This window comes from Thalassotalea coralli, assembly GCF_055786205.1.
Window position 1 is genome coordinate 125,495 of the sequence record NZ_JBVVBK010000003.1, and the last position, 25,899, is coordinate 151,393.

Here is a 25,899-nt window from a genome sequence, read left to right on the forward strand (position 1 = left end):
CCTTTTAATTAAATAGTGCTAAATAAATCGCTAAATTTTGATGAATATTTTTCTACGGTATAGCCACCTTGAACACCACCAAAAGAAAATGACATGTACCAAGGCAAAGACAAATGACGAAAATTTGGCTGGCAAAACCTGAGTTAACGATTCAAACAAAAATGCGTGAAGACCAGCATCTCCGACAGTAAACAACCCGTAACTGGCAACCCATACCCATGACAACACGTAAATAAACAGAGGGTTCGTGCCATAAACTAGCAAAGGTTGAATAGGTTTAGTGACGTTTTTTAAATCAATAAGGTACACAAAAAACGCTAACGTTAAACAGGCAAATCCTGTGGTGTACACAACATAAGAACTGGTCCACAAAGCTTTGTTAATCGGGATCCAATAATTGAGCCCCCAGCCAAGCGCTAGACAAACCGCACCTAACTTGATTAAAAATCCCATTGATTGCTGTTTTGACTCTGTTTGGCTAACAATGCGCGTTACTTCAAAACCGGCAAGAATACTAACGATAGAGGGTAAAGTGCTAAGTAAGCCTTCAGGATCAAAAGCTAATCCAAATCCTTGATACATATGACTCGAACCAAGAATAACCAAATCCAATTCTCTCACAAGGTTTGACTCTAGCGAGTAAGCTCCGTCGCCAGACAAAGCCAATAAAACAGGGTAGATAACAAGGATAAGTATGCCAACGAGTAACCCCTGTTTTTGCCCACAACTCAAAATAATGAGCGCCGCAAATATGTAGGCAATACCAATACGCTGCAGCACGCCCATAACGCGGAGCGTTTCCAAAGCACCAGTAAAAGGGTAAGCATTAAGCAATAATCCAATGAAAAATATGGTGCCACCACGGCGAATAATCTTAATAACGCTCGCTTGGCTTAGCTGGAAGTTTTGTTTGCTCAACGCGAAAAACATCGCTGAGCCAACGATAAACATAAAAAATGGGAAAACTAAATCAGTGGGCGTTAAGCCGTGCCACTTGGCGTGCAAAAGAGGAGCATAGACATGCGACCATGAGCCTGGCGTGTTGACTAAAATCATTAAAGCAATGGTCAGGCCTCTAAAGGCATCAAGCGCCAGATATCGCTGCATAGTATTCCCTCTTATTCTGTCTCAAGGGATATACTATCAAATCATTCGCTGTTGTTTAGGATGAAATATTTCATCCGTAACAACAGCTTAATTGAAACCAGTTAGTCGTTCGTAGGAACCGTATATAAATGAACATCTCTTTGTGGGAAAGGGATGGTGATGCCTTCCTGATCAAAAGCAATTTTCATTTTTTCAGTAATGGTAAAGCGATAGTCCCAATAAAATTCCGATTTAATCCAAGGACGTACGTAAAAGTTGATAGAACTAGAACCGTGCTCTGCCAGATAAATATCGGGCTCAGGAGTTTTATTGGTTCTCTCATCTGACGCTAATACCCGAGCAATAATGTCTTTAGCTTTAGCGATATCATCGCCGTAGCTAATACTAAACACCATATCAACGCGACGGGTAGGTTCGCAAAATACGTTTTTCACACAGCCATTAGATAGCAAACTATTAGGAATAATCACTTTTTGATTATCTACTGTCAGCAAAATGGTATTGAATATTTGGATTTCAACAACAGTACCAGCATATCCTTGCGCATCAATGAAATCGCCATTTTTGAACGGGCGGAAAAACAAAATAAGAATACCGCCAGCAAAATTTGCCAAACTGCCTTGCAGAGCCAATCCAACGGCTAAGCCCGCCGCACCTAACATAGCAATAAGTGACGCAGTTTCAACGCCTATCATGGAGGCAAATATGATGATCTGAATTGCCGTAAACGTAATGTTGAAAATACTGTGTAGAAATTGCCTTAAAGTAACTTCTACTTTTTTCTTCTCCATACCTTTATCGATAACTGACATCATCCGGCGTATGAGCCATTGACCTACGATAAAAACGATAATCGCCATTAGGAGTTTAGAGCCGAAGCTTATCCCCATTTCGCCGACCACTTGCGCATAATGTTCTAGCTGCTCTGTACTAAAGCTGAAAGTTGAATCAGAACTATTAGCAGACGAGTTTGTTGTTTCTTTTACTGACATAAAAATCCTGTTTATAAAAATGAACAATAACCATGGTTATTGAAAAGTGTAGGCAAGGAATAGCAAAACGAAAACAAACACCATATAAATAATTAGCATGTGCTGATCGTTATCGTTTGATTATTAACGAAACAATGACTTCAAATTATCTAAAGAAAAGTCATCTGCCCTTGCAAACGCGTTTTCCGACAGTTCATCATATAGTGCTTGGTCTTGCTTGAGTTTCAGTAGCTTTTCTACAATCGCTTCGGTATTTCTCGATGGAATAATAAAACCTGATTTTTCATCTTCCACGACTTGTGCACAACTATCGGTTGCAATAACGGGTAAACCAAATGACATTGCTTCTAATTGCACCATGCCAAAACCATCGGAGAGTGTCGGAAAAACAAATACGTCAGCTTTTTTATATTCTTCTGCTAGCGACCGTTTATCTAAATGATGTAAATACTTAATGGGCCAATTCTTTTGGCTAAGAAAATCTTGATTAATTCGAACTGTGCCAGCGGCGGCAAACTCAAATTCTTTCTTTAACTTTTCCGCGGCTTGAGCAAAGTATTGAAAGCCCTTAGACAAAGAAACATTACCAACAAACAGAACGCGCATCCGTCGGTTTTCAAGCGGTGGGCGTTCGACCTTTTCCAGTTGGGTTTTCTGATAAGCCAAAGGCACTACAATCACTTTTTCAGCATTAACACCATGAGCAACAATGGAATCTTTAGTATGTTGAGAATTAGCAATTATGCAATCAGCGATTGTCCATTCATCTTTTAAACGCTGAACATAAGCTACTGTTGGCTCTTTAATACTATCTTCCACTTGCCCCCAACGCTCTTGCTCTTCAAGAACAGTGTTATACCAAGCAATACCTGGGTCTATTTGGCCATGAACGGCAAAAGCACCATGTGATTTTGCTAGCGCCATAATTTCATAGTTAGCATTAGTAAAACCAAAAGTGCCTTGAGAGGCGTTGATACCTTGTCGTTCAATATTTCTTACAGCCCAGTCACCAAAGCGTTTCCCTTGCTCTAACCAAAAAGAGAATCGACAATCTGCGGTCTTGTTCACCACAAAAAATTGCTGTAAAAAGTTTTGAGAGTGCACGGACACACCGCGTAATTCAGAATGATATCTTGCTCTAAGTCTTAAAAGGGGCTTAGGTAAAGGTAAATACTGTGCCCAAGGAACCCAAACATCGGTAGAAAATGACGCTAGTTTTCCGCAATCGTGCAACACACGCGGATAATTATAATACTCTCGAGAGCCTATTTGTGTCGCATGAAATTCTCGATGTTTAAACTTGCCCAGCAAGTTTGCAGGTGCTTGCGTGTTTTCCATTAAGATTCAACTTTTTTAATCAACTTATTAGCAACGAGCCTGCGAACCTTGCCCGTTTGTTTCTCAAATAATAACCACAACAAATAACTTAACCCCATAATAAGCACAATCCAACCTAAATAAGTCGCTAGATTGCTAACGCTCAGCGTTACTTGCCCATCCGAGTAAACAAAACTGTAGATCAGCATCACAATCGGAAAATGCGCTAAGTACATAGTAAATGAAATTTCTGAAAGCCAGTGACCAACCTTCGACAGTAGTCCTTTAAAGCGATGAGGAAATTCAGATTTTTTTATCGCTATCAGCAACACGCTAAAGCAAAAAGCGATTAACAGGTCACTAGACACATGCAAAGCTTGGTGAATAACATTTACTTTGCTATCGACAAGCGATACAAAAAACAAACCCCATGCAGCCAGTATTAATAATATATGGTTTGGTTTGTCCGAGCGACCATACCAATAAAATACCCCCGCCCCGAACAACCAAATGACATAACCTTCTAAAATATTAGGTGTTGCTTGCCACAAAATAAGAGCAACTAGGACAACACTTAGCACACGCAACGATTTAGCCATTTTTATATAACCAACAGCAAAGGCCATTAACGGGAACAAGATGTAATACCAAAATTCATTGGCTAGACTCCAAAGGGGGCCGTTCGAACCAAAAACAGGTGTATAGATAGTTTGCAGAAATAATACATTTGCTAAAAATGTAATGCCTGAGGTTGAATACTCTTCCCCTGGACCCGAATTTAACGCTGACAAATGTTCGCCTTGCAACAGCTCAGGTAAGTTCATTGAAATAATGTAATCAATCAAGTAAGTGATCGCCAACATAGGAATTAACACAACCCATAGCCGTGAAAGCCTTGCAATTAAGTAGTGTATAAACGAAAAGCGCTGAGGGTTCTTCAATATTGACCCGCCTACAAAAAAGCCACTTAATACGAAGAATACAATAACCGCTTGGTGACCAAAACCGGTTAAAAAGTAGAAAGCCTTGTCAAACAAAGTTGAAGATTCAAGCTCTGAAAAGCTGACAAACATTGCTGCTCGTAAGTGAGTTGCAACGACCACTAACGCGCTAATCCCTCGAATTAAATCAAGAATTAAAAACCTGTCTTCGTGTTTCATATTAAATTTACCACTGTGAAAAACGTATCTATTGTTTTTTTTATCGTTTTAGCTGCTTTGATTAGCACTTGAATAACGTGTTAAGTATTTAGCACGTACGTAGCCATAAAAGCATAAGAAAGTGACTAATTGTAAGCCTACCATCAACCACAAGGTATCAAGTACATTTAAGTCGACATAAAGATACGTGACAAAAATGACCACTAACGTAGATAGCATTCCAATTTGCAAAGCGCTAACTAAATTATTTAGCCCTAAGCCTCTCAAGGCATAATTGTACAAGGAACGGGTATTGTTCAATAACGTGATACAAGAGCATAAAACAACATAGCTTGCTGCTGGCAAATATTTCTCGCCAAAAACCAGTGTTATTAACCCTTCAGCCACTAAAAAAATCGTCATGGCAATGGCACTTAATACCAGTAATAAAGCTAACAATCGAACCTCTATATACCGATTGATACTCTCTGTACGATTCTTAATATCTATCACTAAATAACTAGACATTGTTTGACCGATAATCGTTAGCGGCGTCGCAATAACGGTTAATGCAATAACAAAATAAGCCATGTCCTTTGCGTCAGATACTTTCGCCATGATCATTCTGTCCATTTGACTAATCGCGGTTATCACCACAATAGAAAACAATACATTGAGATAACTCCCCAATTGCTTGCCCGAAGAGACTTTTATTCTTGGCTCTTTAACAACAACTAAACACAGCAGTGCTAAATTGGCAGATAACAAGGCTAAAAGAGCAAACCAAATAGCAAAATCAAAGAAAAAGGTCGCCAGAAGTAAAACAAAATTAACTAAAGGCACCACCATTTTATAGAAACTTAAACGCGCAAACTCGCCTTGTAGTTGCACTTTTGCCAAATACAAAATAGTCACTACATTCACGCCACTGAATGCAAGCGCGTAACCAATGTACTCCGATAAGTTATTATCGATTAAAAAGGCGATAGGCAATATAAAAGAAATAGCTGACGCTAACGCTAATACTGAAGCGTTAATATTTTGGTCGCTTGATTTAAAGGACAGGCAGAATTCACGTACGCTTTCTGAGCCTACGGTTACACCAAAGCCCACCCACAATAGAATTTCGGCAAGTTCCCCTCGGTCTTCAACAGACAAATTACGTGCTAAAATAACGCCGGTTGCGACACCTAAAAACGCAACGATAAAGTTAGCACCCAGCAATTTTTTAAAGTGGCTAGTTAAGCGCAAAAGAATAGCCTTGTTACTGCAATCATAAAATTAACTTAAACTAGCATACATTTAATACGCGCCACAAAGGAAGTAATTGAAAAATAAATCAGTATTTGTTTTTATTTTTCTATACACTGGTGATTACCTTCTGCTGTAGATTTTGTTAGATGGACGGATTACTCCCTTACTTACTGCTAGACATGTTTGTTGTCTTGATATCGTTTCTCATCATGAGAAGGCAGTTGGTATTTCTTCATCCATTTACCATGTATTTATTCTTTCACCTTCTAGTGGTTTCTCTAAGAGGTTGGCAACTGTACTACGGTAGCCCTCCTATGTATGCTGAAAATATCCGATTTGAAAATATAAGAGAAAATGAATTTATTCGCGCAATTTGGATGGCTGACATCGCGATGTTCTTCTTTTGTATTGGCTCATGGATGGGGCAATTCTCGTTAATACCGACCCCGCCAAATAAAGCCAAAAACTACTATGTTATGGAACCAAACATCGTTAAGAAGGTGTGTTGGTTTTGTTTGCCTATTGGCTTTGTCTTGTTTGCCGCCATCAAGCTTGGTATTCCTTTGCCCGACACCTCCTATTTTGGTGCATTTGGTCAATGGTTTATTTGTTGCCTGCTTATTTTAATTTATGTCTACGGATTTAAACCTAAATTTACCATTCCAGCTGCAATTTATTTATTTTTGGTTGCTATACAAGGCTATCATCGTACACAACTGGTTTTACCGGTGTTATTTTTGATTTCATTGCTGCTAATCCAACAAAACAAACGCTGGCCAAATAAATACATGATTATTGTCGCCGTTGTTGGCGCTATGGTATTTCCACAATTAAAGTACTTTGGTAAAGCAATGTCCAAAGGCGAATATGAAGAAGCAGTTACTATTTTAGTGTCTCCTTTCTCAGAACAAGAAGAAAGTAAACCTAAAGTCTCATCCATTCAGTTCTTAGATCAATATGCTGGTGCCCTCACCATGCGAGACAACAAGGATAAGTATTATTACGGATCAACTTACATTGCTATGTTTACACTGCCTATTCCAAGGCTATTTTGGCCCGGAAAGCCGGGGCTGGGTGACCATACCATTGAAGTGTCTACTCGTACTAGGCAATACGATGTTGAGGGGCGAATAATAACGTATATTGGGGAATCTTATTTTAATTTCAGCTACTTCGGGCTATTAATCGTTCCCACTTTACTAGCATTTTTACTGTCACGTTGGTTTAATACTGCAAGGCAATATCCCAAAAACAACTTATCCATGTGTATGTGGATAATGGTATTTGGCTGCTTAATTCAAGTTTTCAGGGATGGTCTATCGTCATTCGTCACGTTTACCATCATGATTAACACGCCAATGTTTTTTATTTTAATTTGGGTACATATATCCAATATAGTAAGGAGAAGATCTTGAGCAAACATCGTCTATTGATCGACTTTAGCCCATTAAAAGCAGGGGGGGGCGTGCAATTAGCATTAAACTTCTTAGACTATATTAGCCAGTCTGAAGAGTTTGCTGATGCAGTCGTATTAATTAGTGATAAGTTTCCACTCGTTGAAAACATTGATAGTAAGTTCGAGCGTGTTGTTTTTCCTTCGCAATTACTAAAACGTGTCTACGCAGAAAATGTCACCCTAAAAAAAGTCGTGAAAGAAAAAGGTATTACTCATATTTTTACCTTTTTTGGTCCAGGTTTGCCGCCAATTAGTGGTGTAAGACAAGTTGTTAGCGTGGCATATCCAATTATTTGTTATGACGATTCTCCTTATTGGAATTATGTAGCGCCAAAAGTAAAATTTACAAAACGCATATTTAACAAAGTCAGACTAAGTCGCATAGATTCAGCAGACGCTGTCATCGTTGAAACCACGACGATGCAGAAGCGTTTAGCAAAGCGATTAAATGCCCCCATTGAGCGTTTCAACGTTATCCCACCTGTGCCGACTTCTTACTTAAAAGATGTTCCCTATAAAGAAAAAACTTTCTCCGGTCGATTCCTAGTGCTGTCTGGCTTAGCAGAGCATAAGAATATTTGGCGCTTGATTGAAGTAGCAGATCTAATTAATAAAAGTGAGCACGATATTACTTTCGTGATATCTGTTAACGAAGAATTCTTTAGAAGCACTTACCAGGATATCATCAGTCAATATCCAGAAGATATTCTGTCTTGTTTTGAATTTAAAGGCTCGATACCACAAGGCCAAATTCAAGAAATATATGACAGCGTAGACGCCTTAATTAATATCGCCGACTTAGAAAGTTTTAGTAATAACTATATGGAGTCATGGTTAGCGGCTAAACCAATCATTGCCAGCGACCGAGATTTTGCGCACGATATTTTGCAGGAATCGGCCATTTATTGTGAACCACATAATGCCCAGGATATTTTCAACCAGCTTGTTTCTTTTTCACAGCATCCTGAAAAATTGTCAGAGTTAGTTGCTGCAGGAAAAGACAGATTAGCTTTACTACCTACACTAGAGCAGCGGTGGTTAAAAGTAAAAGACGTTATTTTTTCGGGCACAAAATAATGAGAAACATAGGTATTATTTGGTTAGAGTTTTTCATCACCTTGTTGATGAGCTTACCCAGATTCGCATTTTGTAATTGGCTAAAACGCTTGTTTTACGTACATGTATTAAGAAGTAAAATTGGCCGAGGCGTTATTTTTTATCCCGGTGCTTGGATATTTCCAGGCATCAAAGTTGAAATTGGCGACAATGTCGATATTGCTAAACAAGTAATTATTACCACGTCTGGTGGCGTTTCTATTGGCGACAGAACACTGATCGGGTATAGAACTCAAATCCTATCGAGTAACCACGAGATCCCTGACAATAGAGCAATGATTTTCACGTCTGGGCACCAACACAAAAAAGTCACCATTGAAAATGACGTTTGGATAGGGGCAAATTGCCTGATCCTTCCAGGCGTTACTATTGGTGAAGGCGCCGTAGTCGCTGGGGGGAGTGTCGTCACAAAAGATGTGCCTGCCTATGCTATCGTTGGTGGTACACCAGCCAAAATTATTCGTATGAGAGACTAACTTTGAAACAAATACTTCAACATATGGGCTCAGGGGAAACCTCCCTAGTAGAAGCACCAGAGCCGCAAGAAAAATCTGGTCATCTTATTATTCGCTCTTCCACGAGTTTAATTTCCGTTGGCACCGAGCGCATGCTCGTCGATTTTGGTAAAGCGTCGCTGGTAGACAAAGCACGGCAGCAGCCAGAAAAAGTAAAAATGGTGCTAGACAAAGTTAAAACAGATGGCCTTTTTACTACGATAGATGCGGTTAAATCTAAACTCGCTCAGCCAATACCGCTAGGTTACTGCCATGTCGGTACCGTCGAACACGTCGGCGCTGGCGTAGAAGGCTTTTCGGTTGGCGATCGCGTCGTTTCCAATGGCCCTCATGCTGATATTGTTCGCGTTCCCAAAAACCTAGTAGCGAAAATTCCTGATAACGTTGACGACGAAAGTGCTGCATTCACCGTATTAGCATCCATTGGCTTACAAGGTATTCGCCTTTTACAACCAACCTTAGGCGAACAAATTGTCGTTGTTGGTGCGGGGCTGATTGGCTTATTAAGTATTCAATTGCTGATCGCCAATGGCTGTCGAGTCCTTGCCATCGATTTTGACGAAAACAAATTAGCACTTGCCGAAAAGTTTGGCGCACAAACCTGTAACCCTGCCAAAGGTGAAGATCCAGTAAAAGCTGGCATGATGTTTAGTCGCAACCAAGGTGTTGATGGCGTATTAATTACTGCGTCGACATCATCGAGTGATCCCGTTTCACAAGCGGCTAATATGTCGCGTAAACGCGGGCGTATCGTGTTAGTTGGCGTGACTGGGTTAGAGCTTAATCGCAGTGAGTTTTATGAAAAAGAACTAAGCTTTCAAGTTTCTTGTTCATATGGCCCTGGCCGATATGATGATAATTATGAAAACAAGGGACAAGACTATCCTTTAGGATTTGTGCGTTGGACAGAGCAACGCAACTTTGTTGCTATCTTAGACATGATGGCGTCTGGTAAGCTTGATACCAGCACCTTAGTGTCACATAGATACGAATTTGACCAAGCGTTGGCTGCTTATCAAGAGCTTTCAGACAATAAGTCTGCTCTTGGCATCTTACTTCAATACCCACAAGAAACAGAACCAAAGCCCGTTAAAACCATTACTTTTGATAATGCGCAAGCGAGCAGTTCAAGCAAGGCTAGCATCGGTTTTATCGGCGCAGGTAACTACGCGTCTCGGGTGCTTATTCCTGCATTTAAAGCGGCTGAAGCTAAACTTCACACCATTGCTACTTCAAGCGGAGTTACCAGCGTTATTCACGGTAAAAACAATGGTTTTCTACAAGCCACGTCTGATACTGAACAGCTTTTAGCGAATGAAGAAATAAACACTGTAGCTATCGTTACTCAACACAACAGCCACGCGAGCTTTGTCTGTCAGGCACTTGAACACGGTAAGCATGTTTTTGTAGAAAAGCCTTTAGCCATTAGCTCTGAACAACTTAATAAAGTTGAACAAGCTTATAACCAAACAACTGATCAACTATTAATGATTGGTTTTAATCGTCGCTTTGCCCCACAAGTGGTCAAAATGAAGCAATTACTTGAAGGCGTTACCGCACCAAAGTCTCTTATCATGACCATGAATGCAGGCCATATTCCAGCAGACCATTGGACGCAAGATCCGTTTGCTGGTGGTGGCAGAATTTTAGGTGAAGCATGTCACTTTATTGATTTAATGCGCCATTTAGTCGGTTATAAAATTACTGACGTTGTTGCTCGCTGTATGGGTAACAAAGAACAGCAAGGAATCGTTGAAGATAAAGCAACCATCACGCTAACCTTTGAAGATGGCAGTATCGGCACCGTCCATTATTTTGCTAATGGTGCCGCTAATTTTCCAAAAGAAAGAGTTGAAGTTTTTGCCGATGGTAAGGTATTGCAACTCGATAACTTTAGAAAGTTAACTGGCTATGGCTTTTCAGGTTTTAGCAAAATGAATCTTTGGCAACAAGACAAAGGCCAAAAAGCCTGTGCTAAAACCTTCACTCAAGCGATAGAGCAAGGCCAACCAAGCCCAATCGCCATTGAAGAAATTTTCGAAGTATCGCAGGCGACATTAACGGCAGCTAAGCAACTAAACGAGGCAATCAGTTAATCAATGGCAATGATTGCTAAATTAGCAACATATTGGCGACTGGGCTTATTTAATGTTGCCTCAGTCGCTGCATATCGCATTAAGCTAAAACTTGGCTATTTTAAACGCTTAATGCCGATTGAAGACGCAGATTTTTCCAGTCATGAGTTTTTTGTTGAGCCTAAAAAGCAAACCGGAGCACAAGAGCAGCAAAAATTGCATGAAGTCACCTGGCTTGCTTTTGGCTGGCATAAGCCGCATGCGGATACGCCCGTTAACTGGCATGCCTCGATTTTATCGCCCGATAAAATCGGAGAAAATAAGCAGCACTGGAGTAATATTGGCGACTTCGATAATAGCTTAGGTGATATTAAAACGGTTTGGGAAGCCTCTAGACTTGGCTGGCTCTTCCCTTTCGCGATAGATTTTTTAAAAAGCCAAGATAAAGCGCACCTAGACAAGCTAAATAACTGGCTTATCGATTGGCATTTGCACAACAAGGCAAATCAGGGCGTTAACTGGAAATGTGGGCAAGAGTGCTCTATTCGAGTGTTACACTTGGCAGCATGCAGTTACTTGCTCTCACAACACAAAAATATCAGTCTACCCCTTACGCAAACTATTGAGCAGCATTTAAAGCGAATCGCTCCAACCATTGGTTATGCAAAAGCACAAGATAACAATCATGGAACCAGTGAAGCATGTGCGCTTATCTGTGGTGCTTTACTGTTACTTTCGTCTGAACACTTCACCGATAAACAATTAGCAAAGAAATGGCTTAAAGTTGGACGCGTTGCTTTAGAGAATCGAGTGAATAAGCTGGTCGCCAATGACGGTTGTTTTAGTCAAAACTCGGTGAATTATCATCGATTAATGTTAGACACAGTGTCGCTCACTGAATTTTTTCGCCAACAATTTGCGTACGCTAAATTTAGTCATAGCTTCTACCACAAAATGAAACTAGCAACGAACTGGTTAGCAGCAATGATTGCCTCAGAAAACGGTGAAGTCCCAATCCTTGGTTTGAATGACGGTGCTCAGCTTCTTCCAGTAACTTCTTGTGATTACTCTGACTTTAGACCCAGTGTTCACTGGGCGAACAGCTTATTCGTTAAAACTCACGATAGAGAATTAAAAGCGCCATTTCAGCAACTTGCTTGGTTATTTCCTGCTTCTGAAAAGGTAAATAAAACAGAAGATCCTGCTTCACTTTCTAGTGATTTTCACATTTTGCATAACAAAAATTGGCAACTTTATTTGCGTACGCCAACGGCAACCTTTAGGCCGGCACAATGTGATGCGCTGCATTTAGATGCATGGTGTGGTAATGACAATATACTGTTAAGTACAGGTAGCTATAGCTATAACTGCGAGCCTAAATGGCAAGATTATTTCCCTAGTGTTGTCGCGCAAAATACCGTGCAGTTTGACCATAAAGAACAAATGCCGAGGCTGTCTCGTTTTCTATTCTCCAACTGGATAAAAACCCAAGTTGAAACAGACAAGAACAACATAAAGGCTGCATACCAAAATACGCTAGGTCACCAACATGCGAGACGGTGCGCGATAGAGGAAAACAAATTAATGGTGATTGACGAGATAAGCGGCTTTGATAGACAAGCCACGCTCAGGTGGCACCTACCTCAAGGACATTGGCAGGTTTCTCAATCTTTGATTACCAATAAAGAATGGCAACTAGCCTTTGACGCAAATGTAGAGATTAAAGATATAAGGCTTGTTGAGGGCTGGCAGTCACGCTACTATCTTAAAAAACAGCCGGTTAGTGTCGTAGAAGTTACCATTGAGCACCCTGGCACAATAACGACCATCGTGAGTAAGCATTAATGAGAATATTGTATTTTCATCAACATTTTTCTACACCTTTAGGTTCAACGGGAATTCGTTCCTACGAAATGGCCAAAAGACTGGTTCAGTCAGGTCACCAAGTCACTATGGTGTGTGGAACATACGCAGGTGGAAATTCGGGGCTAAGTAAACAACCTTTCGTTAACGGCCAGCGTAGAGGCAACGTCGACGGAATCGACGTGATTGAATTTGAACTTGCCTATGCGAATGTACAATCGTTTAGCCAACGCGCCATCGCATTTTTACGCTTTGCTTACCGCAGTATTAAAGTCGCATTAACACACAAGTACGATTTGTTATTTGCCACCACGACGCCTTTGACAGTAGCTTTGCCAGGCATAGCCGCTCGTTGGTTAAAGGGCAAAACCTTTGTCTTTGAAGTACGTGACTTATGGCCTGAATTACCTAAAGCCATGGGCGTTATTACCAACCCAGTTATCTTATTTGGTATGGCGGTTCTTGAAAAAATGGCATACCGCTCAGCTCATGGCCATATCGGCCTATCTCCTGGGATAGTCAAGGGCATTAAACAGCACCTGAAACAAGATAAAGAAGTCGCCATGATCCCAAATGGCTGTGATATTGAGTTGTTTAATCAGCATCCTAGCCCATGGCAACCTAAACAAATAAATGATGAAGATTTTGTCGCTGTATTCTCAGGAACACATGGCATGGCAAATGGGCTAGATAGCTTAATCGAAGTTGCTAAGCATCTTAGAAAAAGCAAAGTTGAACATATTAAGCTTGTCCTCATTGGTCAGGGAAAATGCAAGCCCGACTTAATGGACAAAGCAATAGCACATGAACTGTCTAACATCGTCTTTTTAGATCCTGTTGATAAAAAGAAACTATCAGCGCTTTTCGTTCGCGCCGACATCGGCATGCAAATACTCGCTAACGTACCCGCATTTTATTACGGCACTTCCCCAAATAAATTCTTTGATTACATTTCAGCTGGGTTGCCTGTTATTAATAACTACCCAGGTTGGTTGGCGGAATTAATTGAAGATAATCAATGTGGTGTGGTCGTTCCGCCTGAGCAGCCTAAGGCTTTCGCCAATGCGCTTATTGAATTAGCTGAAAACAGAGAGCAACTGATCCCTATGGCAGAGAACGCTAGAAAATTAGCACAACAAAACTTTGATCGAATTAACTTAGCAAAACAATTTGTTGAATATTTAGAACACGTAGGAAGCCGCCATGCTTAAGCGCTTATTTGATTTGCTCGTATCTGGCACGGCTTTGTTGTTATTGTCACCGATTATCGCGCTAGTTGCTTGGCGCGTGGCAAAAAACTTGGGAACACCAGTTTTATTTAAGCAAGACCGTCCGGGACTTCATGGTCAGGTTTTTCAAATGCTAAAGTTTCGTTCCATGCGTGACGCTATAGACAGCAACGGCGAACCGCTACCAGACAGTGAACGACTTACACCTTTTGGCAAAAAGCTGCGTGAATCGAGTTTAGACGAATTACCCGGCCTGTGGAATGTATTTATTGGAAATATGAGTTTGGTGGGCCCTCGTCCGCTGTTAGTGGAATATTTACCGCTATACTCAAAAGAACAAGCCAGACGTCACAATGTTAAACCAGGAATTACAGGGTGGGCTCAGGTCAATGGACGAAACGCTATTAGCTGGCAAGAGAAATTTTCATTAGATGTATGGTACGTTGACAATCAATCCTTTTGGCTTGATATAAAAATACTCTTTCTTACAGTAAAAAAGGTGTTCACTAAGGCAGACATCAGTGCTGAAGGTGAAGCAACAATGACTAAATTTACAGGAAATCATCATGAGTAAACTGTTAATTATAGGTGCAGGCGGGCACGGCCGAGTTATTGCTGATTGTGCGCAAGCTACAAACGTATATAGTGAAATCGCTTTTTTAGATGATTGCTTTCCCGAGCGTGATACCAACTTGGAATGGCCCATTATAGACAAGTCGTCTGCTTGGAAATGTTACGAGAAAGAGTATGATTTCGCTCTAGCCATTGGCAATAACAAAGCACGGCTAGCGCTTTTTAAAGCACTCAGTAATTCTAACTCTGCTCGACTACCAAACATTGTTCATCCAAAAGCGGTGATCAGTCAGCACGCGACTATAGGCCAAGGCAATGTCGTTTTCGCTAACGCAGTAATCAACCCTGGCGTGTCGATTGCCAACGCCTGTATTATCAATACGAGTGCAACCGTTGATCACGATTGCCGCTTAGCAGACGCTGTCCACATATCACCTGGGTCACATTTATCGGGTACAGTAACGGTAGGCGAAAGAAGTTGGTTGGGCGCGGGAAGCTGCACGGTGCAAGTAATCGATATTGCAGAAAACACCCAAGTAGGTGCTGGCGCTGCCGTTACCAAGTCAACTGAAGCGAATGGCCTTTATGTTGGCGTTCCTGCAAAAAGAATAAAAGATATAGATTAACCTAATTTTAAAACGCAATGAGGTAAACCGTGTTAAATACCCCTTTCACTCCGTGGCCTAACTTTACCCAAGAAGAAGCCGACAAAGTGTCACAAGTATTACTGTCAAATAAAGTGAATTATTGGACGGGTCAAGAAGGACGAGAGTTTGAAAAAGAATTCGCACAGTTTGCCGACTGCCAATACGCAGTGGCCGTTGCCAATGGTACGCTAGCGCTGGATTTGGCTTTAGTGAGTTTAAATATTGGCAAAGGTGATGAAGTCATTGTTACTTCCCGAACTTTTATCGCCTCAATTAGCACTATCATTAATGCTGGCGCTACGCCGATATTTGCCGATGTCGATCCTATTACGCAAAACATTACAGCAGAATCTATTAGTGAAGTGTTAACCACAAACACAAAAGCCATTATTTGTGTTCATTTAGCCGGCTGGCCTTGCGAAATGGACGACATTATGGCATTGGCTAAACAACACCAACTCAAAGTCATTGAAGATTGCGCGCAAGCACACGGGGCGAAATATAAAGGCAAGAGCGTTGGTAGCTTTGGCGATGTTGCGGCTTGGTCGTTTTGCCAAGACAAAATTATGACGACGGGCGGTGAAGGCGGAATGCTGACCACCAATAATGAAGATATATGGCGAAAGGCGTGGGCATTTAAAGACCACGGAAAATCATATGCCGCCGTGTATGAGAAATCGCACCCACCTGGTTACCGTTGGTTGCACGAATCATTCGGCACCAACTGGCGCTTAACCGAAATGCAATCAGCTATCGGCCGCATTCAGTTAACTCGCATGCCAACATGGTCAGCTAAACGAAGAGAAAACGCAGAGGCTATTTTTCAAGTATGCCGACAATTCTCATTTCTACATGTGCCAGAGATCCCAGACTATATCGAACACGCTCAATACAAATGTTATGTATTGATTGAACCGTCAGCCCTTCCGCAAGGCTGGAGCCGCGATAAAATTATTGATGAAATTACCTCGGCAGGCGTACCTTGCTATTCCGGTAGTTGTTCTGAGGTCTACCTAGAAAAAGCGTTTGATGGCAAACCCTATAAGCCAGCAAATTCGCTCCCAAATGCTAAAGCGTTAGGCGACATCAGCTTGATGTTTTTAGTTCACCCTACGTTAACGTCAGCAGAAGTTGACAAAACAACCTCAGTTTTAGCACAGGTGTTAAATAAAATTGCAGACAGCGCTAAATAAACTGGTAAGATAACAATTAAGTAACAAATTATGTCCGTGTTTAGCGGTCTTATTACGCATAATTGGCGTAAATTAGTTAACACTTTGTTATAAGGTGAACGCAAGATATGATCAGAAAAATTGATTTGATCCCTGGTTATGTAAAGTTTCTGTTGGCGCTGTCGTACGACTTGTTTGCCTTAAGCTCTGCATTTTTTCTTGCTTACTTTTTGCGTTTAGGTGCCACCAATTTTGAAATTCATTGGGCTGAGTGGTCAGTTTTTATCACTGTTTCACTTGGCACATTGTTAATGTTCAATCTGGCTGGAATCTACCGAACCGTCATTCGATACTTCACCGCTAAATCGGTGCTAAAAGTCATCGCTATTCTCATTGCCTCAACCCTTGTTTTTTATTTTAGTGGCATATTTTTCGAGGCATTTGTTCCTCGTTCAGTACCTATCGTATTTTTTGCCTTTGCTTGTATACTCATTGCTGGTGCTCGTCTTGGCTTTGGCATTATTAGTTCACAACATTGGTTTGATGAAAAACAAGGTGTCGTGATATACGGCGCAGGGGAAACCGGCCGCCAGTTAGCAAGCACATTAATGGCAGGTCGAGAATACCAACCTCTGGCCTTTATCGACGAAAAAAGCCGTTATCATGGCCGCGAATTACTTGGCCTTAATATTCATTCGTTAGACAGTATTGAGAAGTTAGTCACTCGCTTTGGCCATTTTAAAGTACTCATTGCTATCTCTCAGGTGAGTCAGTCTCGAATGAAAGAAATCGTCGGTGCTATTGAACCTCATGCACTTGAACTACTATCCGTGCCTGATATGGCCGATATCGTTTCAGGTAAAAGACGCATCGACCAGTTAAGAGAAGTATCAGTTGAAGAGTTACTTGGACGTGAAGCAGTAGCGCCAATTCCTGAACTACTCAGTGCAAATATCGAAAATAAAGTGGTGATGGTCTCAGGTGCTGGTGGCTCTATCGGTAAAGAACTATGCCGCCAAATCGTCTTGAACAAGCCAACCAAGCTTGTTTTGCTCGATGTTAGTGAGGCATTCTTATACGAAATTCATCAAGAACTTAGTGTTTTTGTTAAAGAAAAACAGCTAGATATTCCTATAGTACCACTTATTGGTAATGTCCAAAACGGCATGCTGATGACCACCATCTTCCACAGCCAGAAGGTACAAACTATCTATCATGCCGCGGCTTATAAGCATGTACCTTTGGTTGAGCACAATGTAATGGCGGGTATTTCCAACAATGTATTAGGTACTTATGAAATAGCGCAAGCGGCCATATTCTGTGACGTTGAAACCTTTGTCCTTATCTCCACAGATAAAGCGGTACGTCCGACAAATGTTATGGGTGCAACCAAGCGCCTAGCTGAATTAGTACTGCAGTCTTTAGCACCACGTGATCATCACACTCGCTTTGTTATGGTGCGCTTTGGTAACGTACTTGGTTCTTCAGGCTCTGTAGTGCCACTCTTTAAAAAACAAATCCGCAATGGCGGCCCAATAACTATTACTCACCCCGATATTATTCGCTACTTTATGACAATTCCTGAGGCAGCCCAATTGGTTATCCAAGCGGGTGCAATGGGTAAAGGTGGCGATGTATTTGTCCTTGATATGGGCAAACCGGTAAAAATCGTCGATCTTGCTTACAACATGACTCACCTAATGGGTTTAACGATTAAAGACGAGCAAAACCCTAATGGCGACATCGCAATTAAATACAGTGGCTTAAGACCGGGTGAGAAGCTCTATGAAGAGTTACTAATCGATGATCACGCACAACCGACCTCTCATCGACGTATACTGACAGCTAATGAAAGAACTTTAAGTTGGCCTGAAGTTAATCGCATATTGAATGCTTTAAATGATGCGATGCGCGCTGAAGACATTGATACGCTGAGAAAAATCTTATTAGAAGCGCCACTAGAGTATCGACCTGACGAAAAAAAGCCGGTAAGTTCGGCGCCTGAAGAATTGAAAGTCAAAGAATCATTAAATGAGCTTAAGAAGGCAACAGAAAAAGATGCCTCAACTGAAGAAGCACCTTCTCTTTCCACTGCTGAAGAACAGGTATCCTAAAGCAAGTTCACAGTAAACGAGAATATCAATATCGTTACTTTTTAATTAATAACCAAACACGGGCATAGTCAGCTATGCTCTTATTGGCTTGATAATAATCTTTCCAGCCATAGTAACTGCCTTTTAGCCAGTCTAACTGAAACAGGTTGTTATCAAAGGCACCACCTTGGTCAGCCAGCACTGCCATAGCAATTTCATTTTCGCTATTGTTTTTATATTCGATTAAAAAGAGCTTTCCTAAGCCTAACTCTTTAACATTACCTGCCAGAGATACCTGCGCAAGTAACGGAATTTTATTTTCTATTTCCGTGCCGTAACCCAAAATCCCTGCCACTTGAGCAAAATACCAGTAACGCGCCTGCTCTCGTTTACCTATGGTGTAATCATAAGCAATACCATTGTTTCGATGGACGTTAAAGTACCGATATTCTGAACCAACTTTGGCCACACCTGTGCCTTGCAGCAAAACATCATGTAACGCTTCTTCTGAAAGCCAAACTAAAGGTTTAGCTAGCTGCTTGTTATCTAGAACGCCAGCCATTACCTGTTGCCGCGTATACTGATACCGCGTTAATGTGTCTTTTTTTAATTCTGCTTGTTCTGCACTCAGTGCTTGTTCATCAAAAGGGATTTGATATAGCGCATGAGCAAAGCTATCCGTTTTTTCAGCGCTTGCATTTAGTTGTTTCACATAGTACTTGGTCAGAAAAATATGCTCATTGGGAATGCTGGTTAGCAAGCGCTTTTTAACTTCATTGTCACTCTTATTCGCCCACTCTATTGCTTGGCTTATGTCGGGCTGCCACATATAAAAATCAAAGTCTTTTACTAGCTCAGCAGGGGATAATTGCTGTTTAGGTAAAGTACAAACAGCCTCTAAAGTCGCTTTGACTTTTGCCAAGGTAATCTCTTTGGGTAACACACTGCCCTGATGCACCGCAAACTTATCTTGTGGGTGCTTTTTTATATAACTAAGTGTGTTTTTTGCAACCTGACAAAGATCACTTACTGGTACTTGAAAATTACCTGAAAAGTTAGGGCTTTCTTGTTTTACGAATTCAGCAACAGCAGAAGATGAAACGAAAAGAAATAGTGCACTCACTTTACCAAGTGCACTGATAGATAGTTTTTTAGAACGCATATACGGTTACAACAGGCTCTCTAAATCAGCGATAAACTCTGCATCTTCAGGGTCAACTTTAGGGCTGTAGGCTTTAACATTTTTACCTGAACCGTCAACCAAATACTTGTAGAAGTTCCATTTTGGTGAAGTAGATTTATCTGCTAAATACTTGAAAACTGAGTTAACGTCACTGCCTCTAACCGCACTGGTTGAAAGCATAGTAAAGGTTACACCGTAATTGACGTAACACACTTTTGCTGTGTCTTTTTCGTCATCTTCTTCTTGAAAAAAGTCATCAGATGGAAAGCCAATAACCACTAAACCTTTATCTTTGTATTTTTTATGAATAGCTTCCAGTTTTTTAAAGTGAGGCGTAAAACCACAGTTACTCGCGGTGTTAACAATTAATACAGGCTTGCCTTGTGTAAGCTCACATAGGTTAACTGATTTACTTGAATGCAACTTTTTAAATTCTGCTGCCAGATAACTAGGGCATTGCGCTTCACCCACCTCTTCAGCCTGAGCAGTAGGATACAAGCTGACAAAAATTAATACTGGAACGATTAACCAAGATATATTCATACTAGAGATTCTCTTTTTATTTTACTGATCAAATTACGCTGCGTTTTGCCCAATAGATCAAGTACAATGAAAAATGATTATGACATAGGAGATAAAAGTCTGTGAACAAACAAATTGCTATTTTAGTCTCATCTCTTTGCTTGGCTGCACCATTTTCATCAGCGAACGCCAGTCAAAGTGATGCTTACCAACTGTTACAGCAGTTAGTTGCCCCACCTAAAGGCATAGGTGCACGAGAAGCCGGCACGGAGAAAGAAAAAGAAACCGCAAACTTTATCGTCTCTCAATTTAAGAACATGGGTTATAAACCGCAAGTTCAGTCGTTTACTTTTGGCAAGAAACAACAGGCGTCTGAAAATATTATTGTTGATTCGAACCCTAACGCCAAAAACACTATCGTTTTAGCTGCGCATTACGACTCTACGGCAGCTAAACACGGTTCATTAGGGGCAACAGATAATGGCGCAGGACTTGCCGCCATGCTATCGATAGCAAAACAAGTGAGTCAGAACATTTCAGAAAAATACAATGTTCGCTTTATCGCTTTTGGCGCGGAAGAAACAGGGTTAGCAGGCTCTCGTTACTACGTCGCTGAATTAAAAAAACAACCTGAGTTACTTTCTTCAATTGTTGGTATGATCAACTTCGACACTATTTCTGGTGGCGATATTACCTACATTCATAGCGCTCACACAAAGCCATACCGATGTGCTTCTGAAGCCTTCCCTTATAATTCTGAGACAGGCCTGCGAGATAAGATTTTAAACCTGTCTAAAGAAACACTAGGTGAATCAGACATGTTTACACTTCACCCAGCCTACCCTGGTTACCCTGAGGGTGTTACAGGTTCTTGGTCTGATCATTCACCGTTTGCTTGCGCAGGCGTGCCTATCGCTTATATCGAATCAACTAACTTCACCATTAATGGCGAAGAAGGTTATGACGGATATTCGCAAACGACAAATAAAGCGTTCTGGGATTGCTACGATGCAGAGAAAAAAACCGCTTGCGATCGTCAAAAAGAAAGCAAATGGGGCAAAATTTGGCACACTGAATTCGACCGTTTAGACGTGTTAAACAAAATGTTTCCTAACCGCGTCGAGCGCCAGTTAAACGATACCGTCAAAGTGGTTTCTAAGTTTCTTACTAACCCTGAAAAATACTTTAACTAAGAGATAGTTAACAAGTAATTTTCGCTTTTATGCGACTCATCTCACATACCAGACGAGTTACCGAAAATAGATTGTTTTTGGTCACTCGTTTTTTCATTATAGTGGCTCTAGTTGTGCCTGCATTACTTTGCTAAAACGCGCGTGTTAGAACACTTCAACGATAAGTGAACACAATAAACGACCCCATATTGCTAAACGCATTAGCTAAGTAAACAGGAATTTTTTTCCAGTTAGCATACACTTAACATGTTAACCATAGAAACGAGCGCCCTGTCTTATGGATAAATACTTTCGCAAGCTTCTAACAAGCTCCATCTGCTGTCTTGCTGTCATTTCTTCTGCTGTTATGGCACAAGGAAGACAAATGCCGCCAGCCAATGTCAATGTCGCCACCATTAAACACCAACAATTGTCACCCGTTGCTTGGGTGTCAGGTACTGTCGTCAGTCGCAACAACTCGCAAATTGCGGCAGACGTATCAGGTCGCCTAATTTACCTCGTTGATTTAGGTGCAAAAGTTAACAAGGGTGACGTTATCGCACGCCTTGATGACAGACCGTTAAAGCTTCAGCAAGAAGAGGCACAGGCTAATGTTGCTAACGCTAAAGCTGAGTTGTCTTTTGAAAAGAATGAAGTTGCGCGTAAAAAATCTCTGGTGGAGAAAAAATTAATCGCCGAACAAAGCCTAGAAGAAACGATAGCCAACTATAACAAAGCGCAAGCTTCTTTATCTGCTGCTACTGCACGCTTACATCAAATAGAGCAAGATCTATCGTACACACAGTTAAAAGCACCTTTTACTGGCATAGTCGCCGAGCGTTTGCGTAACCAAGGTGAATTCATCAACAGCGGTAACGCCATAGTTCGCTTAGTTGAAACGGCCAATGTAGAGGCTTCGTTACATGCGCCACTAACGGCATACCGCTTTTTAAGTGAGACTAGCTTGTTGTCTGTTAAGTCACCATTAGGTGCAGGACAAGCGCCAATCAAAGCGATTATTCCTGTTGCAGATACTCGCTCTCACTTAATGGAAGTGCGTTTAGATATGTCTGCACTTGATTGGCCAATAGGCTTAGATATTAAGGCAGCTGTAGCGACAGGCGAAACTAAAAGAGTATTAGCCATTCCTAGAGACGCTTTAGTATTACGCCCTAATTCGACCACTATCTTTGTGATCAGCGAAGAAAACAAAGCTCGTCAAGTAAGTGTGTCAGTAGGCATTACCCAAGGTGAGTTAGTGCAAGTCATTGGGGATGTAAAAGAAGGTGACTTAGTGGTTATTCGCGGTGCTGAGCGTTTGCAACCAGGACAGGCTGTTGCCATCAAAAACAATAACGATGCATTAGTCTCTGGTAATAAAACAGTGAGCAACTAGCAATGACCTTAACTTCAGCTTCACTTAAAAACCCAACCGCCGTTATCGTGGCGGTGCTACTGATCACGCTATTTGGTGTGATCAGTATCGTTAAATTACCTGTTCAGTTAACCCCTGAAATTAGCAAACCGCAAATCGTTATTTCAACTAGTTGGCGTGCAGCTGCGCCAGAAGAAATTGAAGCGGAAATCATCGAACGACAGGAAGATGTGCTAAAAGGCCTTCAAGGGCTTGAATTACTAGAATCTAGCTCAAACCAAAGTAGTGGTAGCATCACCTTACGCTATAAAACCGGTGTTAATTTAGAGCGCGCACTTATCGATGTAATGAACGCGCTAAACCAAGTGCCTAACTACCCACCAGATGCGACCGAACCTATTATTTCTGTAGGCGGTGCTAGTACCTTTGAAGCTATCGCTTGGTTTGCACTTAAGCCAACAAAAGAAAACACTCGCGATATCGTTTCTTACCAAGACTATGTAGAAGAAGTGGTTCAAACCCGATTAGAACGCGTTGAAGGTATATCGCAAACCAATGCTTTTGGAGGTTTACCCACAGAATTAAGAATCACCTTTGACCCCTACAAGGCAGCAAACTTAGGGTTAAACATTCCGTTTATTGCCAGCACATTAACCAATAATACTGATACTTCAGGTGGTTTTAATGAAGTTGGCCGCCGCAAATACACTCTTCGCTTTTCTGGTAAATATGGCGTGGAAGAGTTACAAAACATGGTCTTAGACTGGCGCGACGGCAAACCAATTTTGTTGAAAGATGTCGCTAATGTTGAGTTAACCCTGGCCGACCGCACAGGAATCCTAACCTTAGACGGTGAACCAGCTATAGCAATGAACGCTCAGGTAGAACAGGGCGTTAATGTTATTCAAGTAATGGATGGCTTAAAAGAAGCGATGCAGGAGCTTAATGAAGGCCCACTGAAACGCGCCAATTTAAAGCTTATCCAAATGTATGACGAAACCATCTACATTGGCCGCTCGATGAGCCTAGTACAAAACAACTTGATGCTAGGTATTTTCTTGGCAGTTATCGTACTTTGGTGGTTCTTAAGAAAATTCCGCGCCACATTAATTGTTGCCTTATCTATTCCAATTTCACTTATTGTGACTTTATTGATCATGTACAGTGCGGGCAGAACCATTAATATCATTTCCATGGCAGGTTTAGCCTTTGCTGTAGGTATGGTATTGGATGCCGCTATTGTTGTACTTGAAAACATTGTTCGACTGCGAGAAAAAGGAGCTACGCCACACGACGCTTCCTTTAAAGGGACAGGCCAAGTTTGGGGCGCATTGTTATCTTCTACCGCAACCACGGTTGCCATATTCTTACCTATCGTATTCTTAGAAGAAGTTTCGGGGCAATTATTTGCGGATTTAGCAATTACCATCGCGGTAGCTATTGTCGCATCCTTACTTATTGCCGTGACGGTACTTCCTACTGCGGCAAGAAGACTATTAAAAGAAGTGTCGTCTGAAGATCCACACTCTCACTGGTGGGCAAACATAACCAAAGGTATTATGCGCATTACCTCTACGCCGGCCAAACGCTACGGCTGGGTATTTGGCTTAATGCTATTCTCCTTTGTTGGTACGTACCTGCTATTTCCAAAAGTCGACTATTTGCCAAAAGGCAATCAAAACTCATTTAATGCCTTTATGTTGCCACCTCCAGGGCAAAGCTACCCTGCAGCACGCTTTGAAATGAGTGATGAAATTAACCGTCGTTTAATGCCATACCTGCAAGGCGAAAAAGATCCTAAAATTGAGCATACTTGGCTAGGCTTCTTTGGTAACTTTGGCTTTATGGGCGGTCGAGCAGAAAACTCAGATCACATCAAAGACATTGTGAATGTTATCAATGGTGAAGTATTAGCGGGTTTTCCTGACACTATCGCTTTTGCCTCACAAGAAGAGCTGTTCGGTAATTTAGGTGGTGGTCGTAGAATCGATATTGATATTCAAGGTAACGATGTTGACCAACTACTGGTTGCTGCTCGTGTTGGTTTTGGTGCAGTTAGTCAAGCTTTACCAGGCGCGCAAGTTCAACCTACCCCAGGGCTTTCATTAGCAGAGCCAGAGCTACGAATGATCCCTGATGAACGCCGTGTCGCTGAAGCCGGCTGGACAAGACAGCAAGTATCGTCAATTTCACGTGCATTAGGTACAGGCTTATACGTAGGCGATTACTTTAATGGCCAAAAACGATTAGACGTATTCTTACGCACAACCGATTGGGAGTCTCCTGAAGAGTTAGCCTCTATTCCACTATTTACGCCTAGTGCAGGTGTACAACCTGTTGGTGAGCTAGTGGAAATTGTTAGAACCGCAGGACCAAGTTCGATTCGCCGCGTAGACCGCAAGCGAACTATTACTTTACAAGTTACGCCGCCTGCAAATATAAGCTTAGAAGAAGCGATTAACGATATTAAAACCAACGCAGAGCCTGCGATCTTGTCGCAGCTTGGAGAAGATGGTGCAATTTCGTATCGAGGCTCAGCAGAAGCGTTGACAACGGCGCTTGCCAACATGAGTCAAAGTTTCTTGCTTGCTCTGGCTATTCTCTATTTATTAATGTCGGCGTTATTCCGCTCATTTAAAGACAGTTTGTTAGTTGTGCTGACGATTCCACTCGCAACCGTTGGTGGTATCGCACTATTACAAGTCACCAACATGTTTATATTCCAACCGTTAGATCTACTGACCATGATAGGCTTTGTTATCTTGTTAGGTTTAGTAGTAAACAACGCAATTTTATTGGTTTACCAAACACGTATTGGTGAAGGGGAAGGATTGTCACGTCACGACGCCGTACAACAAGCAGTGCGCTTGAGGCTTCGTCCTATATTAATGAGTACCTTAACCAGTATCTGCGGTATGTTACCGTTACTTGTTATCCCTGGCGCGGGTGCTGAGCTATATCGAGGCATTGCAGCGGTAATTGTTGGTGGTATGTGTGTAAGCACGATATTTACCTTAATCTTCTTACCAAGCTTATTGCAGATGGGTAAGTCAGAAAGACAATTTGCTCAAGACCCTGACTTAGTTGGAGCAAAATAGT

At 41.5% G+C, this 25,899-nt stretch carries 20 protein-coding genes; 13 read left to right on the top strand and 7 right to left on the bottom strand.

Translation table 11 applies throughout. The annotated features are described in order from the left end of the window. Positions 1 to 30 precede the first annotated feature (30 nt). The 5 genes from ACOB80_RS08805 to ACOB80_RS08825 form a co-directional block, all read right to left on the bottom strand. Positions 31 to 1,107 carry an acyltransferase family protein gene (locus ACOB80_RS08805; RefSeq protein WP_473165447.1) on the bottom strand — a complete coding sequence of 359 codons (1,077 nt, stop codon included), beginning with the start codon at positions 1,105 to 1,107 and terminating at the stop codon, positions 31 to 33. Between the two features lie 101 nt (positions 1,108 to 1,208). After that, the gene (locus tag ACOB80_RS08810; RefSeq protein ID WP_473165448.1) at positions 1,209 to 2,099 is read right to left on the bottom strand and encodes a mechanosensitive ion channel family protein; all 891 of its coding nucleotides are present in this window, start codon (positions 2,097 to 2,099) and stop codon (positions 1,209 to 1,211) included. 123 nt (positions 2,100 to 2,222) lie between these two features. Next, positions 2,223 to 3,437: a glycosyltransferase gene (locus tag ACOB80_RS08815; protein ID WP_473165449.1), complete on the bottom strand. Its 1,215-nt coding sequence runs from the start codon at positions 3,435 to 3,437 to the stop codon at positions 2,223 to 2,225. Beyond that, complete coding sequence (locus ACOB80_RS08820; RefSeq protein ID WP_473165450.1) at positions 3,437 to 4,576, bottom strand: acyltransferase family protein; 1,140 nt, start codon at positions 4,574 to 4,576, stop codon at positions 3,437 to 3,439. Before ACOB80_RS08820 ends, ACOB80_RS08815 begins: the two co-directional genes overlap by 1 nt. A 48-nt stretch (positions 4,577 to 4,624) precedes the next feature. Continuing rightward, positions 4,625 to 5,806 carry a lipopolysaccharide biosynthesis protein gene (locus tag ACOB80_RS08825; RefSeq protein ID WP_473165451.1) on the bottom strand — a complete coding sequence of 394 codons (1,182 nt, stop codon included), beginning with the start codon at positions 5,804 to 5,806 and terminating at the stop codon, positions 4,625 to 4,627. 149 nt (positions 5,807 to 5,955) lie between these two features. Here ACOB80_RS08825 and wzy point away from each other — a divergent pair, with 149 nt between their 5' ends. From wzy to ACOB80_RS08875, 10 genes are all read left to right on the top strand, one after another. Continuing rightward, positions 5,956 to 7,224 carry an O-antigen polysaccharide polymerase Wzy gene (gene wzy, locus ACOB80_RS08830; RefSeq protein WP_473165452.1) on the top strand — a complete coding sequence of 423 codons (1,269 nt, stop codon included), beginning with the start codon at positions 5,956 to 5,958 and terminating at the stop codon, positions 7,222 to 7,224. Next, a complete protein-coding gene (locus ACOB80_RS08835; RefSeq protein ID WP_473165453.1) occupies positions 7,221 to 8,342 on the top strand; it encodes a glycosyltransferase in 1,122 nt (373 codons plus the stop codon). Before wzy ends, ACOB80_RS08835 begins: the two co-directional genes overlap by 4 nt. After that, a complete protein-coding gene (locus ACOB80_RS08840; RefSeq protein ID WP_473165454.1) occupies positions 8,342 to 8,857 on the top strand; it encodes an acyltransferase in 516 nt (171 codons plus the stop codon). The genes ACOB80_RS08835 and ACOB80_RS08840 overlap by 1 nt, the downstream gene beginning before the upstream one ends. 2 nt (positions 8,858 to 8,859) lie before the next feature. Beyond that, positions 8,860 to 10,992 carry a bi-domain-containing oxidoreductase gene (locus ACOB80_RS08845; protein ID WP_473165455.1) on the top strand — a complete coding sequence of 711 codons (2,133 nt, stop codon included), beginning with the start codon at positions 8,860 to 8,862 and terminating at the stop codon, positions 10,990 to 10,992. A gap of 3 nt (positions 10,993 to 10,995) precedes the next feature. Continuing rightward, complete coding sequence (locus ACOB80_RS08850) at positions 10,996 to 12,816, top strand: heparinase II/III family protein (RefSeq protein ID WP_473165456.1); 1,821 nt, start codon at positions 10,996 to 10,998, stop codon at positions 12,814 to 12,816. Then, on the top strand, positions 12,816 to 14,045 hold the full coding sequence (locus ACOB80_RS08855; RefSeq protein ID WP_473165457.1) for a glycosyltransferase family 4 protein: 1,230 nt from the start codon (positions 12,816 to 12,818) through the stop codon (positions 14,043 to 14,045). The genes ACOB80_RS08850 and ACOB80_RS08855 overlap by 1 nt, the downstream gene beginning before the upstream one ends. Next, positions 14,038 to 14,637 carry a sugar transferase gene (locus ACOB80_RS08860; protein WP_473165458.1) on the top strand — a complete coding sequence of 200 codons (600 nt, stop codon included), beginning with the start codon at positions 14,038 to 14,040 and terminating at the stop codon, positions 14,635 to 14,637. Before ACOB80_RS08855 ends, ACOB80_RS08860 begins: the two co-directional genes overlap by 8 nt. Then, the gene (locus ACOB80_RS08865) at positions 14,630 to 15,262 is read left to right on the top strand and encodes an acetyltransferase (protein WP_473165459.1); all 633 of its coding nucleotides are present in this window, start codon (positions 14,630 to 14,632) and stop codon (positions 15,260 to 15,262) included. The genes ACOB80_RS08860 and ACOB80_RS08865 overlap by 8 nt, the downstream gene beginning before the upstream one ends. 29 nt (positions 15,263 to 15,291) lie before the next feature. Continuing rightward, positions 15,292 to 16,476, top strand: a complete 1,185-nt coding sequence (locus tag ACOB80_RS08870) for a DegT/DnrJ/EryC1/StrS family aminotransferase (protein ID WP_473165460.1) — start codon at positions 15,292 to 15,294, stop codon at positions 16,474 to 16,476. Between the two features lie 107 nt (positions 16,477 to 16,583). After that, positions 16,584 to 18,569: a polysaccharide biosynthesis protein gene (locus ACOB80_RS08875; protein WP_473165461.1), complete on the top strand. Its 1,986-nt coding sequence runs from the start codon at positions 16,584 to 16,586 to the stop codon at positions 18,567 to 18,569. 34 nt (positions 18,570 to 18,603) lie between these two features. Here the strand turns inward: ACOB80_RS08875 and ACOB80_RS08880 are convergent, their stop codons facing one another. Both ACOB80_RS08880 and ACOB80_RS08885 read right to left on the bottom strand, forming a co-directional pair. Beyond that, complete coding sequence (locus ACOB80_RS08880) at positions 18,604 to 19,710, bottom strand: MltA domain-containing protein (RefSeq protein WP_473165462.1); 1,107 nt, start codon at positions 19,708 to 19,710, stop codon at positions 18,604 to 18,606. 6 nt (positions 19,711 to 19,716) lie between these two features. Beyond that, positions 19,717 to 20,274, bottom strand: a complete 558-nt coding sequence (locus tag ACOB80_RS08885) for a glutathione peroxidase (protein ID WP_473165463.1) — start codon at positions 20,272 to 20,274, stop codon at positions 19,717 to 19,719. A gap of 101 nt (positions 20,275 to 20,375) precedes the next feature. Between ACOB80_RS08885 and ACOB80_RS08890 the strand changes: the two genes are divergently transcribed. From ACOB80_RS08890 to ACOB80_RS08900, 3 genes are all read left to right on the top strand, one after another. Next, positions 20,376 to 21,446 carry a M28 family metallopeptidase gene (locus ACOB80_RS08890; protein WP_473165464.1) on the top strand — a complete coding sequence of 357 codons (1,071 nt, stop codon included), beginning with the start codon at positions 20,376 to 20,378 and terminating at the stop codon, positions 21,444 to 21,446. 277 nt (positions 21,447 to 21,723) lie between these two features. Continuing rightward, positions 21,724 to 22,821, top strand: coding sequence for an efflux RND transporter periplasmic adaptor subunit (locus ACOB80_RS08895; RefSeq protein ID WP_473165465.1), 1,098 nt, complete (start codon positions 21,724 to 21,726; stop codon positions 22,819 to 22,821). 2 nt (positions 22,822 to 22,823) lie between these two features. After that, positions 22,824 to 25,898 carry an efflux RND transporter permease subunit gene (locus ACOB80_RS08900; protein WP_473165466.1) on the top strand — a complete coding sequence of 1,025 codons (3,075 nt, stop codon included), beginning with the start codon at positions 22,824 to 22,826 and terminating at the stop codon, positions 25,896 to 25,898. Position 25,899 lies beyond the last annotated feature (1 nt).

What these genes read in the sequence shown, in the direction of transcription:
- ACOB80_RS08805 (WP_473165447.1), bottom strand. Translation starts at nt 1,107, where the DNA reads ATGCAGCGATATCTGGCGCTTGATGCCTTTAGAGGCCTGACCATTGCT.
- ACOB80_RS08810 (WP_473165448.1), bottom strand. Translation starts at nt 2,099, where the DNA reads ATGTCAGTAAAAGAAACAACAAACTCGTCTGCTAATAGTTCTGATTCA.
- ACOB80_RS08815 (WP_473165449.1), bottom strand. Translation starts at nt 3,437, where the DNA reads ATGGAAAACACGCAAGCACCTGCAAACTTGCTGGGCAAGTTTAAACAT.
- ACOB80_RS08820 (WP_473165450.1), bottom strand. Translation starts at nt 4,576, where the DNA reads ATGAAACACGAAGACAGGTTTTTAATTCTTGATTTAATTCGAGGGATT.
- wzy (WP_473165452.1), top strand. Translation starts at nt 5,956, where the DNA reads ATGGACGGATTACTCCCTTACTTACTGCTAGACATGTTTGTTGTCTTG.
- ACOB80_RS08840 (WP_473165454.1), top strand. Translation starts at nt 8,342, where the DNA reads ATGAGAAACATAGGTATTATTTGGTTAGAGTTTTTCATCACCTTGTTG.
- ACOB80_RS08850 (WP_473165456.1), top strand. Translation starts at nt 10,996, where the DNA reads ATGGCAATGATTGCTAAATTAGCAACATATTGGCGACTGGGCTTATTT.
- ACOB80_RS08855 (WP_473165457.1), top strand. Translation starts at nt 12,816, where the DNA reads ATGAGAATATTGTATTTTCATCAACATTTTTCTACACCTTTAGGTTCA.
- ACOB80_RS08860 (WP_473165458.1), top strand. Translation starts at nt 14,038, where the DNA reads ATGCTTAAGCGCTTATTTGATTTGCTCGTATCTGGCACGGCTTTGTTG.
- ACOB80_RS08865 (WP_473165459.1), top strand. Translation starts at nt 14,630, where the DNA reads ATGAGTAAACTGTTAATTATAGGTGCAGGCGGGCACGGCCGAGTTATT.
- ACOB80_RS08875 (WP_473165461.1), top strand. Translation starts at nt 16,584, where the DNA reads ATGATCAGAAAAATTGATTTGATCCCTGGTTATGTAAAGTTTCTGTTG.
- ACOB80_RS08880 (WP_473165462.1), bottom strand. Translation starts at nt 19,710, where the DNA reads ATGCGTTCTAAAAAACTATCTATCAGTGCACTTGGTAAAGTGAGTGCA.
- ACOB80_RS08885 (WP_473165463.1), bottom strand. Translation starts at nt 20,274, where the DNA reads ATGAATATATCTTGGTTAATCGTTCCAGTATTAATTTTTGTCAGCTTG.
- ACOB80_RS08895 (WP_473165465.1), top strand. Translation starts at nt 21,724, where the DNA reads ATGGATAAATACTTTCGCAAGCTTCTAACAAGCTCCATCTGCTGTCTT.
- ACOB80_RS08900 (WP_473165466.1), top strand. Translation starts at nt 22,824, where the DNA reads ATGACCTTAACTTCAGCTTCACTTAAAAACCCAACCGCCGTTATCGTG.